Origin of the sequence: Actinocrinis puniceicyclus (assembly GCF_018283645.1) — a bacterium.
Taxonomy (GTDB): domain Bacteria; phylum Actinomycetota; class Actinomycetes; order Streptomycetales; family Catenulisporaceae; genus Actinocrinis; species Actinocrinis puniceicyclus.
In genome coordinates this window covers 34,890-53,509 of record NZ_JAGSXH010000006.1, presented here as the reverse complement: position 1 = coordinate 53,509, position 18,620 = coordinate 34,890, and the positions used below count along the sequence as shown (strand labels likewise).

17 protein-coding genes are annotated in these 18,620 nt (G+C 70.4%); 12 read left to right on the top strand and 5 right to left on the bottom strand.

What is annotated here, in order from left to right; all coding sequences use genetic code 11:
• Positions 1-12: 12 nt before the first annotated feature.
• From araB to yjfF, 7 genes are all read left to right on the top strand, one after another.
• Positions 13-1,749, top strand: coding sequence for a ribulokinase (gene araB / locus KGA66_RS03125; protein WP_211464264.1), 1,737 nt, complete (start codon positions 13-15; stop codon positions 1,747-1,749).
• A 1-nt stretch (position 1,750) separates the two neighbouring features.
• Positions 1,751-2,488, top strand: coding sequence for an L-ribulose-5-phosphate 4-epimerase (locus KGA66_RS03120; protein ID WP_211464262.1), 738 nt, complete (start codon positions 1,751-1,753; stop codon positions 2,486-2,488).
• Positions 2,485-4,026 (top strand): L-arabinose isomerase, encoded by a 1,542-nt coding sequence (gene araA / locus KGA66_RS03115; protein ID WP_211464260.1) that lies wholly within the window; start codon positions 2,485-2,487, stop codon positions 4,024-4,026. The genes KGA66_RS03120 and araA overlap by 4 nt, the downstream gene beginning before the upstream one ends.
• Positions 4,027-4,185: 159 nt before the next feature.
• Complete coding sequence (locus KGA66_RS03110) at positions 4,186-5,187, top strand: ABC transporter substrate-binding protein (RefSeq protein ID WP_211464337.1); 1,002 nt, start codon at positions 4,186-4,188, stop codon at positions 5,185-5,187.
• Positions 5,188-5,259: 72 nt separating this feature from the next.
• Positions 5,260-6,771 carry a sugar ABC transporter ATP-binding protein gene (locus KGA66_RS03105; RefSeq protein WP_211464258.1) on the top strand — a complete coding sequence of 504 codons (1,512 nt, stop codon included), beginning with the start codon at positions 5,260-5,262 and terminating at the stop codon, positions 6,769-6,771.
• On the top strand, positions 6,768-7,847 hold the full coding sequence (locus KGA66_RS03100; RefSeq protein WP_211464256.1) for an ABC transporter permease: 1,080 nt from the start codon (positions 6,768-6,770) through the stop codon (positions 7,845-7,847). Before KGA66_RS03105 ends, KGA66_RS03100 begins: the two co-directional genes overlap by 4 nt.
• Entirely contained in the window at positions 7,844-8,833 is a 990-nt protein-coding gene (gene yjfF / locus KGA66_RS03095; protein WP_211464254.1) for a galactofuranose ABC transporter, permease protein YjfF, read from the top strand. Before KGA66_RS03100 ends, yjfF begins: the two co-directional genes overlap by 4 nt.
• Before the next feature lie 67 nt (positions 8,834-8,900).
• On the opposite strand, the gene KGA66_RS03090 is transcribed toward yjfF, so the two are convergent.
• The 3 genes from KGA66_RS03090 to KGA66_RS03080 form a co-directional block, all read right to left on the bottom strand.
• Entirely contained in the window at positions 8,901-9,833 is a 933-nt protein-coding gene (locus tag KGA66_RS03090) for a class I SAM-dependent methyltransferase (protein WP_211464252.1), read from the bottom strand.
• Between the two features lie 168 nt (positions 9,834-10,001).
• Entirely contained in the window at positions 10,002-10,244 is a 243-nt protein-coding gene (locus KGA66_RS03085) for a DUF6879 family protein (RefSeq protein ID WP_211464250.1), read from the bottom strand.
• 168 nt (positions 10,245-10,412) lie between these two features.
• Positions 10,413-11,222 (bottom strand): class I SAM-dependent methyltransferase, encoded by an 810-nt coding sequence (locus tag KGA66_RS03080; protein WP_246506948.1) that lies wholly within the window; start codon positions 11,220-11,222, stop codon positions 10,413-10,415.
• A 164-nt stretch (positions 11,223-11,386) separates the two neighbouring features.
• Between KGA66_RS03080 and KGA66_RS03075 the strand changes: the two genes are divergently transcribed.
• Positions 11,387-12,256, top strand: a complete 870-nt coding sequence (locus tag KGA66_RS03075; RefSeq protein ID WP_211464246.1) for an alpha/beta fold hydrolase — start codon at positions 11,387-11,389, stop codon at positions 12,254-12,256.
• Positions 12,257-12,336: 80 nt separating this feature from the next.
• Here the strand turns inward: KGA66_RS03075 and KGA66_RS03070 are convergent, their stop codons facing one another.
• Positions 12,337-12,486, bottom strand: coding sequence for a hypothetical protein (locus KGA66_RS03070; protein WP_211464244.1), 150 nt, complete (start codon positions 12,484-12,486; stop codon positions 12,337-12,339).
• Between the two features lie 37 nt (positions 12,487-12,523).
• Here KGA66_RS03070 and KGA66_RS03065 point away from each other — a divergent pair, with 37 nt between their 5' ends.
• Positions 12,524-12,745: a hypothetical protein gene (locus tag KGA66_RS03065; RefSeq protein WP_211464242.1), complete on the top strand. Its 222-nt coding sequence runs from the start codon at positions 12,524-12,526 to the stop codon at positions 12,743-12,745.
• 83 nt (positions 12,746-12,828) lie between these two features.
• On the opposite strand, the gene KGA66_RS03060 is transcribed toward KGA66_RS03065, so the two are convergent.
• Complete coding sequence (locus KGA66_RS03060) at positions 12,829-13,533, bottom strand: Crp/Fnr family transcriptional regulator (RefSeq protein WP_211464240.1); 705 nt, start codon at positions 13,531-13,533, stop codon at positions 12,829-12,831.
• Positions 13,534-13,811: 278 nt separating this feature from the next.
• Between KGA66_RS03060 and KGA66_RS03055 the strand changes: the two genes are divergently transcribed.
• The 3 genes from KGA66_RS03055 to KGA66_RS03045 are packed head-to-tail and all read left to right on the top strand — an operon-like array spanning position 13,812 to position 18,590.
• Complete coding sequence (locus KGA66_RS03055; RefSeq protein WP_211464239.1) at positions 13,812-14,675, top strand: nucleotidyl cyclase domain-containing protein; 864 nt, start codon at positions 13,812-13,814, stop codon at positions 14,673-14,675.
• Entirely contained in the window at positions 14,668-16,956 is a 2,289-nt protein-coding gene (locus KGA66_RS03050) for a hypothetical protein (RefSeq protein WP_211464238.1), read from the top strand. Before KGA66_RS03055 ends, KGA66_RS03050 begins: the two co-directional genes overlap by 8 nt.
• Positions 16,956-18,590 (top strand): chromosomal replication initiator protein DnaA, encoded by a 1,635-nt coding sequence (locus KGA66_RS03045; RefSeq protein ID WP_211464237.1) that lies wholly within the window; start codon positions 16,956-16,958, stop codon positions 18,588-18,590. Before KGA66_RS03050 ends, KGA66_RS03045 begins: the two co-directional genes overlap by 1 nt.
• Positions 18,591-18,620 lie beyond the last annotated feature (30 nt).

Genomic DNA, 18,620 nt, shown 5'->3' with positions numbered 1-18,620 from the left:
CAAGGGTGCCCGATGGTTGTTAACGCTCACAACGAGCTTCACCACAGCAGCGACACCGACGACGACCACGCCGCCGGGGACAGTTTCGTGGTGGGTGTGGACTACGGCACGCTCTCCGGCCGCGCCCTGGTGGTTCGCGTCTCGGACGGCGCCGAGCTGGGCACCGCGGTGCACGAGTACGAGCACGGCGTGATCGACCACGTACTGCCCGGCGGCGGCGCGCTCCCGCCGGACTGGGCGCTTCAGTACCCTGACGACTACCGCGAGGTGCTGCGCCGCGCGGTGCCGGCCGCCGTCGCGGACGCCGGGATCGATCCGGCGCGGGTCGTCGGGATCGGTGTCGATTTCACCGCGTGCACCGTGCTGCCGACTCTCGCGGACGGCACCCCGCTGTGCGAGCTGGACGAGTTGCGCGACCGGCCGCACGCCTACGTCAAACTGTGGAAGCATCACGCCGCGCAGCCACACGCCGACCGTATCAATGCCCTGGCGCACAAGCGGCCCGAACCGTGGATCGCCCGCTACGGCGGCAAGATCTCCTCCGAGTGGGAGTACGCCAAGGGCCTGCAACTGCTGGAGGAGGACCCGCAGATCTACGCGCGCACCGAGCGCTGGATCGAGGCGGCCGACTGGATCACCTGGCAGCTGTGCGGCGCCGAGACCCGCAACGCCTGCACCGCCGGATACAAGGGCATCCTGCAGGACGGCGCCCGCCCGACGGCGGCATTCCTGTCCGCGCTCGCCCCCGATTTCGCCGACTTCAACGACAAACTCGACCTCGCCCCCGGCTCACCGGGCATCTCGCCGCTCGGTTCGCGGGCCGGAGGGCTCACCGCGCAGGCCGCCGCCTGGACCGGTCTGCGCGAGGGGATCGCGGTGTGCGTCGGGAACGTGGACGCGCACGTGACCGCCCCGGCCGCGCAGGCCATCGAGCCCGGCCAGATGGTCGCCATCATGGGCACCTCCACCTGCCACGTGATGAACGGCGGGCAACTCGCCGAGGTGCCCGGCATGTGCGGCGTGGTGGACGGCGGCATCATCGAGGGGTTGTGGGGCTACGAGGCCGGGCAAAGCGGCGTCGGGGACATCTTCGCCTGGTTCGCCGAGCAGTCCACACCCGGCCAGGTACGGGACGAGGCCGAGCGGCGCGGTATCTCCGTGCACGAACTGCTCACCGAGCAGGCCGCCGCGCAACCGGTCGGCGCGCACGGCCTGATCGCGCTGGACTGGCACAGCGGCAACCGCTCGGTCCTGGTGGACCACCACCTCTCCGGCGTGATCGCGGGCCTGACGCTCGGCACCAAGCCGCACGAGGTCTACCGCGCGCTGCTCGAGGCCACCGCCTTCGGCACCCGGGTGATCATCGACGCGTTCGAGGAGAGCGGCGTACCGGTCAACGAGTTCGTGGTCGCCGGCGGCCTGCTGCGCAACAGCTTCCTGATGCAGCTGTACGCCGACGTCACCCGCCGGCCGCTGAGCATCATCGGCTCCTCACAGGGCCCTGCGCTCGGCTCCGCCATCCACGCGGCCGTGGCCGCCGGCGCCTATCCGGACGTACCGACCGCGGCCAGGGCGATGGGTAAGATCCAGCGCGCCGCCTACACCCCCGACCCGAAGCGCGCCTCGGCCTACGACGCCCTCTACGCCGAGTACCTGCGCCTGCACGACTACTTCGGCCGGGGCGCCAACGAGGTACTGCACCGCCTGCGCGCGATCCGGCTCGCCGCACACGACGAGAACGGGGACTGACATGTCCGAGATACCCGGTTCCGGCCCAGGGCGCGCGGACATCGACGCGGCCGTCCGCGCCGAAATCGACAGGCTGCGCGCCGAGGTCTGTGCCCTGCACGCGCTGCTGCCGAGCAACGGCCTGGTCGCCTGGACCTCCGGGAACGTCTCGGCCCGGGTACCGGGCGCGGACCTGATGGTCATCAAGCCCAGCGGGCTGGACTACGAGGAGCTGACCCCCGAGTCGATGGTGTTGTGCGACCTGGACGGAAACGTCGTCGAGGGCGCCTACAAGCCGTCGAGCGACACCGGATCGCACGCCTACGTCTACCGGCACCGCCCCGAAGTCGGCGGTGTCGTGCACACGCACTCGACCTACGCGACCGCCTGGTCGGCGCGCGGCGAAGCGATCCCGTGCGTGATCACCGCGATGGCCGACGAGTTTGGCGGCGAGATCCCGGTCGGCCCGTTCGCGCTGATCGGCGACGAGGCGATCGGCAAAGGCATCATCGAGACGCTCGACGGGCACCGCTCCCCCGCCGTGCTGATGCGCAACCACGGGGTCTTCACCATCGGCAAGAACGCACGCGCCGCGGTCAAAGCCGCGGTGATGACCGAAGACGTGGCCCGCACCGTGCACCTGGCCCGCGCCTACGGCGAGCCGATCCCGATCCCGCGCGCCGACATCGACGCGCTGCACCACCGGTACACCCACGTCTACGGGCAGCAGCCCCCTGCGGACGGAGTCAACGAACAATGACGTCACTGGACGCCGCCCCCGATGCCGCGTACGAGGTCTGGTTCCTCACCGGCAGCCAGGGTCTTTACGGCGAGGAGACGCTTCGGCAGGTCGCCGAGCAGTCGCAGCGCATAGCTGAGACGCTCTCCGGCGCGCTGCGCGGCCTGGCCGGCCGGCCGCCGACACCGGTGCGGATCGTCTGGCTGCCCGTGCTGACCGACGCGGAGGCGATCCGCCGGGTGTGCCTGGAGGCGAACGCCGAGGACCGCTGCATCGGCCTGATCGCGTGGATGCACACCTTCTCGCCGGCGAAGATGTGGATCTCAGGGCTCGATGTCCTGCGTAAGCCGCTGCTGCACCTGCACACGCAGGCCAACGTGGCGCTGCCGTGGGCGACGATCGACATGGACTTCATGAACCTGAACCAGGCCGCGCACGGCGACCGCGAGTTCGGGTTCGTACAGACCAGGTTGGGCGTACCCCGCAAGACCGTGGCCGGGCACGCGAGTGATCCCACGGTGGCCGAGCGGGTGGCCGCATGGACGCGCGCCGCGACCGGACTGGCCGACATGCGAACCCTGAAGCTGGCCAGGTTCGGCGACAACATGCGCGACGTGGCGGTCACCGAGGGCGACAAGGTCGAGGCCCAGCTGCGCTTCGGCGTCTCGGTCAACACCTACGGCGTCAACGACCTGGTCGCCGTCGTCGATTCGATCTCTGATACGCGAATAGACGCCCTGGTCAAGGAGTACGAGGACAGCTACGAGGTCACCGCCGAACTGCGCTGCGGCGGCGAGCGGCACGCGTCGCTGCGCTACGCCGCGCGCGTCGAGCTGGGTCTGCGCGACTTCCTGACCTCCGGCGGCTTTCGCGCCTTCACCACCAATTTCGAGGACCTCGGCGGGCTGCGGCAACTGCCCGGCCTGGCGGTGCAGCGGTTGATGGCCGACGGCTACGGCTTCGGCGGCGAGGGGGACTGGAAGACCTCGCTGCTGCTGCGCACGCTGAAAGCCGCGTCCGCCGGACTGCCGGGCGGCACCTCGTTCATGGAGGACTACACCTACCACCTGGAGCCCGGCAGGGAGCTGATTCTCGGCGCGCACATGCTCGAGGTCTGCCCCTCCATCGCCGCGCGGACGCCGTCCTGCGAGATCCACCCGCTGGGCATCGGCGGGCGTGAGGACCCGGTGCGGCTGGTCTTCGACGCGCGTCCCGGCCCCGCGACGGTGGTGGGCCTGGCGGACCTCGGCGACCGCTTCCGCCTGGTGGCCAACGAGATCGACGTCGTGCCCGCGCTCGAACCGCTGCCGCGCCTTCCGGTCGCGCGCGCGGTGTGGTCGCCCCGACCGGACCTGCACACTTCCGCAGAAGCCTGGCTCACTGCGGGAGCTCCTCACCACACGGTGCTGACCGCGGCGCTCGGCGCCGAGGAGCTGCAAGACCTGGCCGAGATGCTCGGCGTCGAACTGCTCGTCATCGACGCCGGCACCACGATCCGCCAATTCACCAGGGAACTGCGATGGAACCAGGCGTACTACCGCCTGGCCCAGGGTTTGTGATCAATCGAGTGACAACACAGCACGCCAGAATCCCCGGCCGGGCCTTGCACAGGTGCGGCCGAGGTGGGGGCAACTCAACACCCCTTCGCACCACGAGCACATCCGCGTAGCCCACGGCTCAGCACGAGCTCGCACCACGCGACTTCAAGGGAGAAGTGAATGCTCAACAGACGTCATTTCCTGACAGGCACCGCCGCTGTCGCCGCCACCGGCGCGCTCGCCGCGTGCGCCAAGACTAACAACACCACTTCTGCCTCCTCCACCGGAGGCGCCGCCAAGACCCTCACCCTCGGCTTCTCGCAGGTCGGCTCGGAGAGCGGCTGGCGGGCCGCGAACACCCAGTCGGTCAAGGACGCGGCCGCGGCCGCCGGGATCAACCTCAAGTTCTCCGACGCCGAGCAGAAGCAGGAGAACCAGATCGCGGCGATCCGCTCCTACATCCAGCAGAAGGTCGACGTCATCTCCTTCTCGCCGGTGGTCGTCACCGGCTGGGACACCGTGCTGCAGGAGGCCAAGGCGGCCAAGATCCCGGTGATCCTGACCGACCGCTCGGTGGACGTCTCCGACCCGTCGCTGTACGTCACGCTCATCGGCTCGGACTTCGAGGCCGAGGGCGAGCGCGCCGCGCACCTGATGGAGCACGTCCTGCAGGGTCACACCGGCCCGGTGAACCTCGCGCAGCTGGAAGGGACGACCGGCTCGGCCCCCGCGATCGACCGGACCAAGGGCTTCGCGAAGGTGATGGCCGCCAGCGACCCCACCTGGAAGATCGTGGTCACCCAGACCGGCAACTTCACCCGGGACGGCGGCAAGCAGGTCATGGCGGCCTTCCTGCAGTCCCACCCCGAGATCAACGCGCTGTTCGCGCAGAACGACGACATGGCCCTCGGCGCCATCCAGGCGATCGAGGCGGCCGGCAAGAAGCCGGGCGTGGACATCAAGATCGTGTCCTGCGACGGCGTGCACGACGGCTTCGTGGCGATGACCCAGGGCAAGATCAACGCGATCGCCGAGTGCAACCCGCTGCTCGGCCCGCAGCTGATGGACGCCGCCAAGCAGGTCGCCGCGGGCAAGACCGACCTGCCCAAGTGGATCAAGACCAAGGAGAGCGACTTCACCCAGGACCAGGCGGCAGCCGCTCTGCCCACCCGCAAGTACTGAGCCCGACTCCGGCGCCGGGCGGGGCCGCACTCCCCGCCCGGCGCCGGCCAAGACACACGGAGGCGCGCTGCCATGGCAGAGCCACAACCCGTCCTGGAGATGACGGGTATCAGTAAACAGTTTCCCGGAGTCCGGGCTCTGTCAGGCGTCGACTTCCGCCTCCTGCCCGGCGAGATCCACGCCCTGCTGGGCGAGAACGGCGCCGGGAAGTCGACCCTCGTCAAGGTCCTCACCGGCGTGTACGAGCTCGACGAGGGCCGGATCTCGCTGAACGGCGCACCGGTCCGGTTCAGCAGCCCGCTGCAGTCGCAGCAGTCCGGGATCAGCACCGTGTACCAGGAGGTCAACCTCTGCCCGAACCTGACGGTCGCGGAGAACATCCTGCTGGGGCGTGAGCCGACGCGGCGCGGGGCGATCCGATGGCGCGAGCTGCGCCGCCGGGCCGCCGAGCTGGCCGCCCGGATAGGCCTCGAACTGGACGTCTCCGCCCCGCTCGGCGCCTACCCGCTCGCGATCCAGCAGTTGGTGGCGATCGTGCGCGCGGTCGGCATCGATGCCAAGGTGCTGATCCTGGACGAGCCGACCTCCAGCCTGGACCGGGACGAGGTCGAGCGCCTGTTCGGCGTGATGCGCCGGCTGAAGGCCGAGGGCGTGGCGATCCTGTTCGTCTCGCACTTCCTGGACCAGATCTACGAGGTCTGCGACCGTATGACGATCCTGCGCAACGGGCAGTTGGTCGGCGAGTACCCCGTCACCGAGCTGGACCAGGTGGCGCTGGTGCAGAAGATGATCGGCCGCGAGCTGGGCGAGCTGGAGGCGCTGACCGGGCACATCCGCCCGGCCGTGGGCGACCCGCTGGTCGAGACCAGGGGCCTGGGCCGCAAGGGCGCCATCGAGCCCTTCGACCTGTCCATCCACCGGGGCGAGGTGGTCGGCCTGGCCGGCCTGCTCGGCTCCGGCCGCACCGAATCGGCCCGGCTGCTGTTCGGGGCGGACGGGGCGGACAGCGGCGAGGTCCGGATCGAGGAGCGCAAGGTCTCACTCGACTCCCCCGTCGCGGCGATCGCCCACGGCATCGCGTTCTGCTCCGAGAACCGCAAGACCGAGGGGCTGGTACCGGACCTGACGGTACGGGAGAACATCATCCTGGCCTTGCAGGCGGCCCGCGGCTGGACCCGGCCGATCCCGGCGGCGCAGCGCGACGAGCTGGTGGCGAAGTACATCACGGCGCTGGATGTCAGGCCGGCCAATCCCGAGGCGAAGGTGGGCACCCTCAGCGGCGGCAACCAGCAGAAGGTGCTGCTGGCCCGTTGGCTGATCACGCAGCCGAAGCTGCTGATCCTGGACGAACCGACGCGGGGCATCGACGTGGGCGCGAAGGCCGAGATCCAGAAGCTGGTGGTGTCCCTGTCCGAGGAGGGCATGTCCCTGCTCTTCATCTCCGCCGAACTGGAGGAGGTGCTGCGGCTGAGCCACACCATCGGCGTGCTGCGCGACCGCAGGCTGGTGGCCCAGATCGCCAACGGCCCGGACGTGACCGCGGACCGCATCCTGGAGACGATCGCGAGCGGAGCGGGCACATGACGAACCTCGACTGGCGCGCCGCGACCCGGCACCGGCTGTTCTGGCCGGTGGCCGTGCTGGTGGCGCTGCTGCTGATCAACGTGCCGTTCACGCCCGGCTTCTTCGCGATCCACGTGCGGGCCGGGCACCTCTACGGCAGCCTCGTCAACATCCTGATCTTCAGCGCCCCGATCGTGCTGGTCGCCCTCGGGATGACCCTGGTCATCGCGACCGGGGGGATCGACCTGTCGGTGGGCGCGGTGCTGGCCATCGCGGGCGCGGCCAGTTGCCTGTACATCAGCAAGGAGACGGACCAGAACAGCCTGTCCGGCGTGCTGATCGCGGTGGCCATCGGTCTCGGCGCGGGACTGGTCTGCGGGGCGTGGAACGGCTGGCTGGTCGCGGGCCGCGGGGTACAGCCGATCGTGGCGACCCTGATCCTGATGGTGGCCGGGCGCGGCGTCGCCCAGCTGATCACCAGCGGCCAGATCATCACGATCAACAGCAACACCCCGTTCGGCGTCATCGGCGGATACTGGCTCGGCTTCCCGTTCTCGGTGCTGCTGATCGCCGTGATGGTCACGCTCGCCGTGGTGCTCACCCGGCGCACCGCCCTGGGCCTGCTGATCGAGTCGGTCGGCGGCAACGCGGAGGCCAGCCGGCTGGTCGGCATCCGTGCCCGCCGGATCAAGTTGATGGCGTACATTTTCTGCGGCCTGTGCGCGGCGCTGGCCGGGCTGATCAACAGCTCGAACCTGTCCGCCGCGGACAGCAACAACGCGGGGCTGTGGATCGAACTGGACGCCATCCTGGCCGTGGTCATCGGCGGCACCTCGCTGCTCGGCGGCCGGTTCTACCTCGGCGGCACGGTGATCGGCGCGCTGATCATCGAGACCCTGCAGAACACCATCTTCACGATCGGCGTGCCCACGCAGACCAACCTGGTGTTCAAGGCGGTCATGGTGATCTTCGTGTTCCTGTTGCAGTCCCCGGCCTTCCGGGCCAAGGTGTTCCGCCGCCGGGCCCGGCCGAGCGCCCCGGCCGTGGCCGACGCCGCCCCGCCCGCGACGCTGACGACCTCGGAGGTGGGCCGATGAGCGCCCTGCTGCGCGACAAGCGCCTGCCGGTCCTGGTGACCGCGATCCTGTTCATCGCCATGTTCGCCGGCGGCGCGTCCCGGTATCAGAACCAGAACTTCCTGTCGGTCCAGGTGATCGCGAACCTGTTCATCGACAACGGATACCTGCTGGTGGCCGCGATCGGGGCCACCTTCGTGATCCTGACCGGCGGGATCGACCTGTCGGTCGGCTCGATCGTCGGCTTCACCACCATGCTGACGGCCTGGCTGGTGCAACAGCAGCACTGGCCGGTCCTGGTCGTGATCCCGCTGGTCCTGGCGGTCGGCTGCCTCGGCGGCTACCTGATGGGCTACGTGATCCACTACTTCGAGATCCAGCCGTTCATCGTCACGCTGGCCGGACTCTTCCTGTTTCGCGGGCTGTGCCTGGTGATCAGCAAGGAGTCGATCTCGATCGACGACAGGACGATCTCGAAGCTGGCGCTCTACCAGGTGCAACTGCCCGGCGGGACCTTCCTGTCGCTGGGCGCGGTGACCTCGCTGGTGTTCCTCGCGGCCGCCGCGTTCGTGCTGCACTACACGACGTTCGGCCGGCGGGTGTACGCGATCGGCGGCAACGAGCAGTCCGCGCTGCTGATGGGCGTGCCGGTGGCGCGCACCAAGGTGGCGGTCTACACGATCAGCGGGTTCTGCTCGGCGCTGGCCGGGCTGTTGTTCACCCTCTACATCCAGTCCGGTGACCCGCTGCACGCGGTGGGCTTGGAGCTGGACGCCATCGCCGCCGTGGTCATCGGCGGCACGCTGCTGACCGGCGGCGCCGGCTACGTGGTCGGCACCATGCTCGGAGTGCTCGTGATCGGCCTGATCAAGACGATCATCAGCTACGAGGGGACGCTCAGCTCCTGGTGGATCAAGGTGCTGACGGGCGCCCTGCTGCTGGCCTTCATCCTGCTGCAGCGGGTCATCGGTTCTCGCGGCCGCGCCGCACCATTACCGGCGCGCTGACCGGCACGCGGGGGATGGGCGCCTTGCCCATCCCCCACCGACCTTTCCGAGAGCCCGGCCGTGGTTGTCATCCGCCGGGCATCGAATCCGATCGTTCCCCGCCCAGCTGGAAATGCCAGATCACGATGGTGGGCACGTGGAACGCGGCCTTGGCCGCCTCAGGAATCCAGTCGATCAGCTCCCAGCTCACCTGCGGGACGTCCGGGGCGGGGATGACCCTGGGGACCCCGGCCAATGCCGATGCCGGGGGATTGGTGCGCGGCAGTTCGGCGCAGTGACGCACCTGGAAGCCGGCGGGCAGCGCCGCGGCGAGGAATTCGCTGAGCGGGCGATGGTACTCGGTGAAGATCGAGGGGCGACCGTCCGGGCCGGGCGCGCGGGCGAGCGTGGGCCGCAGATAGGACAGCGCCACGTGGGGATCCGAGATGACCAGGTGGCCGCCGGGCCGCAGGACCCGCGCGAACTCGGCGAACACCGGGACCAGGTCCGGCAGGTGGCACAGCGCCAGGGCGCAGACGGCCAGGTCGAGCGACCGGTCCGGCAGCGGCATCGAGGTCAGTTCGGCGCGGTGGAAGGTGGCGCCGGGCGCTTTCCGCTCGGCGATGGCGAGCATCTCGGGCGACGCGTCGACACCGACGACCCGGTGTCCGCGCTCGGCCAGGTGGGCCGCGTGCCGGCCGGTGCCGCAGGCCGCGTCGAGGGCGTCGCCGATCGGCAGGCGGTCCAGGATCGCGTGGACGAACGGCTCCTCGTACTCGATCATCGAGTTCGGCTCGTCGTAGACGGGCGCCCATTCGCGGTAGACCTCGGCGGTGGAGATGCCGCCGGGGGTCGCCTCGACACCCGGGGACGCGGCGAGCGCCGGGTCGGCAAGCAGGGTCCGGATCTCGGTAATGCGAGCCTCGACGAAGGCCCGGTCGCCGGTTCCCTCCCGCAGCGCCTGCAGCAGGGCCGCGCCTTCGAGTCCGAGCAGGTACCCCAGAGGGCTCAAATAGGTCACGCCAGGACGCTATGAGGCGCGAATCGCGGCGGACAAACCATTTTCACGCCGGCCCACGCAGCCAGCATCACGGCGGCCAGCATTACGGCGGGTAGAACGCGTTCCGAGTACGGGTCATGGTTCGTCTTGATCCGAAACCGGACGGCCGCATCAGCGGCCCCTGATATGCTACTTGATCTTGTACTCGCCATGGGGGATTCCCAACTCCCACACCGCTTCGAAGGCGCCGGCACACAACTGCGCGACCTGCGGGTCCGTCGTCAGTTCATTGCCGGCCCAGGCGCCGTCCCCGGTGGAATGGTTGAACAGCACCGTCACCCCGTCGAAGATCCAGCAGTCGTTGCCGGGCAGCGCCAGGCCAGAGGAACCGCGGGGGTCGGCAAGACGTCCCTCGCCCTGCGATGGGCTCACCGCATCCGCAGCCGGTATCCCGACGGTCAGCTGTATGCCAGACCGTATTCGGAGCCGCTGAACGCAGCATTCATGCGCCCACAGAATCGAAGTCAGAACCCTAAGCTGGTGTGGCTTCGCGTTCACTGAGAACCTGAGGCGGTCGCTTCGCCGGGTTCGGCGGCGCGCTCAGTCGGCGCGTCGTCCGACGCGCAGCACGCTGAGATAACGGCGCGCCGCCCGGTCGCCCATCCGCGTGCGGATGCGCTCCGCGATGGCGTCGAGCAGGGGTTCACGAACGTCGCGGTCGAGTCCGCGGTACAACGACGTCGACCGCAGGAGATCGGCGAAGCCGTCCCCATCGAACCGCTGAACGGTCGGGTACCAGAACACGATCGTCGGGCCGAACAAGCCCGCGGGAGCGTCGGCAAGACCCCAACCCGAGTCGGTCGCGCGCACGTCGTCCTCAAGCGGCGGGTGACCCCAGCCGGGGTTGCCCGGGCAGAACCGCTCGTGGAGGTCGGCGGTCTCGGCGTATACCTCCGGCTCCCCCGGCCGGCGGACGACGACGTTGCCGAGCAGCGCCAACCAGCCCCCGGGACGCAGCACGTCGTGCGCCCGCCGCCAGCCGATCGACGGGTCGACCCAGTGCCACGACGACGCGGCCACGAGGACATCGAAGCGCGCGCCGCGCTCGTCCCACTCCTCGAACGCCGACGTCTCGACTTCGACGTTGCGGAAGGCCGCCATCCGGCGGCGAGCGAGCGCGGCCATTTCCTCGCCCTGTTCGACGGCGGTCACCGCGCATCCGAGCGCCGCCAGCGACCGCGTCGCCTGACCGGTGCCGCAGCCCACTTCCAGCAGCGACGAACTCTCGTCGGTCCCGGTGATGGCGACAAAGTCGGCGAACAGCTCGTCGGGGTAACCCGGGCGGACGCGGTCGTAGAGCTCCGGAACGTCGTTGAACACCCGACCGAGGTCGCGTCGATTCGGGCGCATCTTCGGATCACCAGTCACGAGATCACAGGCTACGAGGCGTGTGCCGGGGACTCCACGGGTTAACGGCCGCTGTTCGGCGCCCGTCGCGGGTCGCCGCGGGTCGCCGCGGGTCGCCGCGGGCGTACGCTCCGAAGAGATCCCGACGCACGAGGAGCCGCACGGTCATGGCCACGCAGATGCTCGAGACTCCCGAAGTCGACCTCGTCTACGACGTGCACGGCCCGCTGCCGACCGCCGACGCGCGCCCGCCGCTGGTCATGATCGGCCAACCGATGGATGCCGGCGGCTTCAGCGCGCTGGCGTCGCACTTCCCCGAGCGCACCGTGGTCACCTACGACCCGCGCGGCCTCGGCCGCAGCGTCCGCAAGGACGGACGCGTCGACCATTTGCCGACGACCCAGGCGGCCGACGTGCACGCCCTGATCGAGGCACTCGGCGCAGGCCCGGTAGAGATGTTCGCCAGCAGCGGCGGCGCGGTGACGGCGCTCGCGCTGGTGGCCGCGCATCCGCAGGACGTGCTCACCCTGGTGGCACACGAGCCGCCACTCATCGCGATCCTGCCGGACGCCTCGGCGGCCATGCGCGCCCGGGCCCGCGTGCGGGACGCTTACCAGGACAGGGGCTCGGGCGCGGGCATGGCGGCCTTCATCGCGATGACTTCGTGGCGGGGCGAATTCACCGACGACTACTTCGCCCGGCCCGCGCCGGACCCCGCCGCGTTCGGGCTGCCGAGCGTGAACGACGGCTCGCGGGACGACCCGCTGCTGTCCGACCGGTCCTGGGCCGTCAGCGACTACCGGCCCGATGTCGACGCGCTGACCTCGGCGCCTACACGAATCGTGATCGCAGTCGGCGAGGAGTCCGCGGACGTGGTCACCGGGCGCACCTCGGTGGCGGTGGCCGAGTTGCTCGGCCGGCGGGCGACGGTGTTCCCGAGCCACCACGGCGGCTTCATCGGTGGCGAATCCGCCTATGCCGGGAAGCCCGAGCTCTTCGCACAAAGGCTGCGCGAGGTACTGGACGACACCCGCTGAGGTCGTCCGTCCCCAGTCCCCAGTCCCCAGTCCCGATAGTCCCGCGTCGCGCCGTCACCGTTATTGCGGCGCCCGCGCTGTCAGGCAGGCACCGCCACCGCCAAGGTGCGCGCCCGCGCGGCCAGGCGGCGCAGCGACACCAGGTGCAGCGCCGACGCAAGCGGTACGCCGGTCGTCGGAACAAGCGCGAGCGGAAGCAGGCTCAGGTTCAGCGCCGCGCAGAACGTCACCGCAGCCTTCGGCGCCGAGGGCTTCGACGCGGCGGCCGTGACCGAGTTCGGCGTGCACGCGGGCGGTCGCGGACCCGGGTGCCCATATCGGGTGCGGCGCCTGGCCGTCACCTTCGACCGGCCGTTCGGCTTCGTCGCCGTGCACCGCGGCAGCGCGCTGGTGCTGGCCTGCGGCCGGATCGAAGAACCCGGCCGCGGTGGCCGCGGCGGCACCGTTGATCTCGCTGAATCGGGGTGGTACTCGTCGGACACGCCGTAGTGCGCAGGACGGCGGACGAGTGGCGGCAGAACTCAAAGGGCTAATTCGCGCGCGGTGGACCGCTCCCCGGCGCCCGCCCAACGTCAGGGTCCGCCCGCGGACGGGCGGAACCGGCCCGAGGAGATTTCGCGCAGCATTCCGGGATTGAGCACGACGAGGGAAAGCGGCCCGGTCGCGATCACGCCGTGAGCGCGCAGGATGCGCAGCGCCTTCGCCACGGCCTCGCGGGTGGCTCCGACCGCCGCGGCCAGATCGTGCTGCCGCAACTGCAACTCGAGAGCCACTCCCCCGCGCCCGGGGACGCCCACGTGTTCCACCAGCTCGCCGAGATAGGCCGCCAGCCGCTGCAACACCGTCTCGGTGGCCAGCGACATGCGCTCCCCGTCCGACGCGCGCAGTCGCGAGCCGAGATGCTTGATGACCAGCGCCGTCACGCGCGGCCTTGCCGCGATGAACCCGCGGAACGCGTCGCCCGAGACCACCACGGCTTCCATCGGGCCGAGCGCGGTCACGGTGGCGCTGCGCGGATTCGGGTCCAGCACCGACAGATCACCGACCAGGTCGCCGCTGCCGCGCAGCGCGAGGATCACCCGCTGGCCGTACCGGTTGGACGAGGAAACGCTCGCCCAGCCGTCGACGATGGCCACGACGAAATCCCCCGTCTCCCCCTCAAGCAGTACCGTCTCCGACGCCGCGTATGATTTCGAAGATCCCAGAGCCAACAGCGCCGCGCGCTCGACGGTCCCGAGCGCGTCGAGGAATGTCTGACCATTTCCTATGATTCCCATTATCCCACCCCTGACGATCGCCGCACACGACCCTGGAGCCCAGTGCCGACTTCGTGGGCTGGTCGCGGCGCCGGAACAGTATTTTTTCACACACCACCCGATTGTCAGGGCACCGTTATAGAGTCGTAACTACGGCATCGAACTCTCTTTCGGAAATTGCCCGCCACAAGCTCGTGGAAGATCTTTCCAGGTCTGAGATCCCTGTGTAAATAATTACAGCGCTCCGCTCCCTCCCGCCCGATTCTGGTGTGCAACATCCGCGGCAGGGGGGAATCGCAATGAGCGACGCACTGCACCAACTGGTGGTCTGCGCCGACATCGAACGCTCAGGCTCGATCCGTGACACCGCCAGGCCAGCCGTCCGGGAGGGCCTGCATTCCCTATTTATCAGTTCCCTGACGAAAGTCGGCGTCGGGCCGCTGCTTTACCACAAGGAGGATCGCGGCGACGGCGTGCTGGTGCTCGTCGAGCCGAGCGTCCCGAAGGCGCGGCTGCTCGGTCGCTGGATCCTCGAAATCAACGAACAGTTGCGCGAGCTGAACCAGGACCGGCGCCGACCGGTCCGGCTGCGGCTCGGACTGCACTGCGGCGAGGTGCGCCGCGACGGTGCGGGCGTCTCCGGCAAGGCGATCGACCTCACCTTCCGCCTGACCGACTCGGACGTCGCGCGCGAGACGCTGGCCGAGGCGCCGGACGCGACCCTCGTCGTGATCGTGAGCGACTGGCTCTTCACCGACGTCGTCGCGGGCGGCGGCCCGTACATCGAGTCGCGCGGCTACCGGCGAGTGCGGGTGACCGGGCGATCGGTCGATGCAGACGCATGGGTCTACGTGCCACGCATCGGCGTGCCGACGGGAGATGCCGGCAACGCGAAAGAGAGCGCGAAAGACAACGCGAAAGAGAGCGCGAAAGAGGCGAAGCCGGGGACCGAGGCCGGGACCGAGCGCGAGCCCGACGGCGCTCGACCGGTCGAGACCGACGCGCCCGCAGAACCCGCCTGCGCGCAGGCCGCCGCGGGAACCGTGGCGGACGAGCGGCGCACCATCAACACAGAGGTCTACAACAAGATCGGCCGGATCGACCGCGTGGCAGTACTCGGCGTCGTGAAGAACTCCTCGATCAGGGCCGCGGACGATGAGTGACGAGCCGATCGAGCCCGCGGACGAGGAGCGGCATCCCGCAGCGCCGCATGACGCCGCCGAGCCGGCCGCCGCCAAGGCGGATCAGCCCTCGAATTCGAATTCGGCCGAGTCCGCGCCGCCGGACCAGCAGTCCACCGCGGAGCGCGAAGAGGCCGAACGGGTCGAGCAGTTCCGCAGCGCGCAGGAATCGCTCTTCGCCGAGGAAGACGCCGACGTGCGCTCGGCGCGGCGGGAACGCAGGGCGGCCGCCGGGAACTTCCGCAGCGTCCGCAGCGAGTCGTACACGGAAATCGGCCACGCCGTCATCGAAGAGGCTTACTTCGGCGGCGGCGCGGCGCGGCGGCCAGCCACGGCCCAAGGTCCGGTGCCCGCGGATGAGCTGCGGGAACTGTGCGAGGTCTTCGCCAGGACGCCGCGACACGACGTTCTCCTGAGCGAACTGCGCAGACGCAGGATCCTGGTACTGCACGGCCAGCAGGGCACCGGGCGGCAGTCGACGGCGCTTTTCCTGCTCAGCGAGCTCACCGGCGGTAAGGTGCACCGGCTGGAGCCCACCGCGGACCTCGCGCAACTGACCGCGAAGTCGGTCGCGCAGAACGTCGGCTACCTGCTCGAACCGGCGACGAACGGCACCGCGCCGGAGACGACCGTGATGCACCTGGACCGGCTGGCCGCCCTGGCCGCCGAGTGCGGGGCCCATTTCGTGCTCGTCGTCGAGGCGGTCGGCGCCACCGAGGCGCTCGCGCGCAGTCGCTACGGCTTCGCCAATCCGGATGCGCCCACCGCGGACGTCATCGACCGCCACCTGCGCCACCTGCTCGCCGCCGAGAGCGAGCAGGCCAGGAACCTGATACGAGCCGAGGCGCGCGACCCGCGGGCGCTGGACGCGCTCGGGCTGGAGGAACTGCGCCCCGGCGAGGCGGCGCAGCTGGCCGAGCTGCTCGCGTCGCGGCACCGCGCGCAGATCACCGGCGATCAACTGTTGGCGGGGTGCCGCACGTTCGTCCCCGACCTCGTGCGCTCCTGGTTCGCCGACCTGGAGGGCCGCCCCGACGCGCGCCGCAACCTGGCCGCGCTGCGCGCAGCGGCATTCCGCATCGCGCTCGCGGTATACAACAGCGCCTCCTACGACGTGGTCGCCGAAGCCGCCGAACTGCTCGCCTGGGAGCTGGCCCTGACCGCCGACCCGGAGGCCGCGCCGGGACGCCCGCTCGCCGACGACGACCTCGCGACGCGGCTCGCCGGCGCGCGGGCCCGGATGGGCACGGGCACCGAGCAACTGGCCCAGTGCGCGGTGCCCGTGCGCACCGCCGCGTTCCAGGGCGAGCGGCTCTCCGGCGCCGTCCTGGTGCACGTATGGGAGCGCCACCACAACCTGCGCGGACCGATTCTGCGGTGGCTGCGGCTGCTCGGCCAGGAGCGGCGCACCGTGATCTGGATGCGCGCCGCCGTCGCCGCCGGGCTGCTGGCCTCCCGCGACCTGCCCTACGCGTGCCACGAACTGATCGCGCCGATGGGCTCCGCGCAGTCGGCCCGCAGCCAGCTGTTCGCGGCCACCGCGCTGGATCAGGCCGCGAAGGACGAAACGGCGCGGCCCGCCGTCCGTTCGCTGGTGCGCGAGTGGGGGCGAAACGGCCCGCCCGCCGCGCGCGCCACCGCCGCATTCGTGCACGGATACGGCCGGGTGGCCGGCTCCGTGTCCGACTCGATGCGTGAACTGCGCCGGATCGGCACCGCGCACAAGGGCCGATACACCGCCGTCGCCAGCTACAACGTGGTCCAGCTGCTCGGCGCGGCCGAGCCCGCCACGGTGCTCGGCCTGCTGGTGGGCTGGCTCGGGGAGAGCCGCCGCGAGGTGGTGGACCTGGCGCTGGTCTCGGTGCTGCGGATGGCGGTGAGCCGCACCGGCGACGTCTGGGACGAGGAGGTGGCGCCCGGACTCGCGCCGCACGAGAAGTGGCCGCTCGCGCTCGGCCTGGTGGCCGCCGATCCCGCGCTGACCGAGCCGCTCGCCGACGCCGTGTGGGCGGCGCTGCGCACCGGACGGTCCACCGCGGCAGCGACAAAGGCGGTAGGCGGCTGGATGCGGCGGGCGGGCCGCGACGAGGCGCTGGCCGACGCCCTGGTCGGCTTCCTGCCCCAGCTGATCAACGACCAGGACGACCTCGACCGCCTCGCCCATCTCGTGGACGAGCTCTACCAAGACCCCGACGACCCGCTCGCGGCCCCGGTGACCGATCGGCTCGACGACACGCTGCGACAGGAGAGGGAGAAGATCTGATGGATCCTCAAGCGCCCGGCCGGGACTCCGGCCAGTCCGCGCTCGACCCGACCGTCGGGCCGCTGCTCGTGCCCCAGGATCCGGCCGCTCCCCGGCCGGTGCGCCCCGGGATCGCCTCGGTGCTGATGTATGGCAAGGGAGTCGTGCGGGTCAGGTGGCCGGACGGCCGGCTGACCGGCGGCGGCAAGCCGCTGCGGCGGCCCGTGGCGATCCAGGACGTGGATCTGGGCCGCCACATCTCCACGTTCGCCGCGGACCTGCCGGCCGCCGGCGTACTGCATTTCTCCGCCGACATCGACATCGAATGGCGGGCGGTGGACCCGCTGCTGGTGGTGAACACGAGCACGGACAACGTGGTGGTCGCGCTGCGGCCCAGGCTGTTGCAGTGGCTCGATCCGATCTCGTCGCGGTACGCGATCGACACGCCGGTCGAGGCCCAGCACGCGGTCCGCGAGTGGTGCCAGTCCGCCGCGGCATCCCGGCTCGGGGAGGACCTCGGGCTGGAGACGCGGATCTACGTGCGCCTCAAGGCGAACGCCAAGGCGGTGGCCATCGAGGAAATGGTCCTGGAGAAGGTCGGCGCCGTGCAGGCGGACGCGGTCACCTCGGACGACCTGGTGCGCAAGGTGGGCATTTACAGCAGGCTCATCGAGGGCGGCCAGCTGAACCAGGCCGCGCTGCAGATCGCCCAGAGCCCGGGCGAGATCTCGAACGTGATCGGGGCGCTGTGGGACCAGAGCGCGGCCAGCCGCCAGGAGACGGTGAACCTGATCAAGATCCTGATCTCCTCGGGCGCGATCCAGCCGCACCAGATCGCCGGCCAGGCCAAGGCCGCGCTGTCGTGGATGGAGACCTCCACGGCCGCGCTCATCGGCCCGGGGCCGCGGCACATCGAGCCGGTCGCCCCGCCGCAACTGGTCAACGACCGCTTCGAGCGGCGCGCGCTGGAAGGCACACGCGGCGAGCGTCCCGGTGAGGCGGCCCGGCCGGCGATGCGCGACCGGTGGCGGCAGAGCCCCGAGCCGTCCGCGCGGGACGAGTACAACGACGCGGACCGGCAGCCGCGCCGCCGGCGGAACTCCGAGCCGGCGTACCGCGAGCCGGCTTATGAGGAACCGGGCTACGAGAACCCGGCGCACAAGGAACCGCGCCACGAGGAACCGGCACAGGAGGAATCGGTGTACGACGAGCCGACGTATGACAGGCCGTCGTACGACGAGCGCGCGGATTCGAACCCCGGGCGCCAGGAGCAGGACACGACGTATCAGCCCACGTATCAGACCGGGCGTCGCGAAACGAGTCAGGCCAGGTATCAGCGCTCAAGGTATGAGGAGCCTGATGAAGACGGGCGGACCCACGACGAGCGGACCCACGACGAGCCCGCGTACGAGGGTCAGCAGCCCTCCGGCTACGGGCGCACGAGCGGGCGCGTGCCCCTCCGGGACGAGCCGGAACGGCCACACCGGCGCCCGAGCCGCGAGGCGGCGTGGCGCCAGGACGAGCCGGCCGACGAGCCGGCCGACGAGCCGGCCGACGAGGTCCGCCACACCAGCTCCCGCACGGCGCAGACATCGGCGGCCGACTCGTCCTCGGCGTCCTGGCAGAGCAGCGGCTACTTCGACGACGAGGACTGATGATGCCGCGCCGGTCGCACGTTCCAAGGA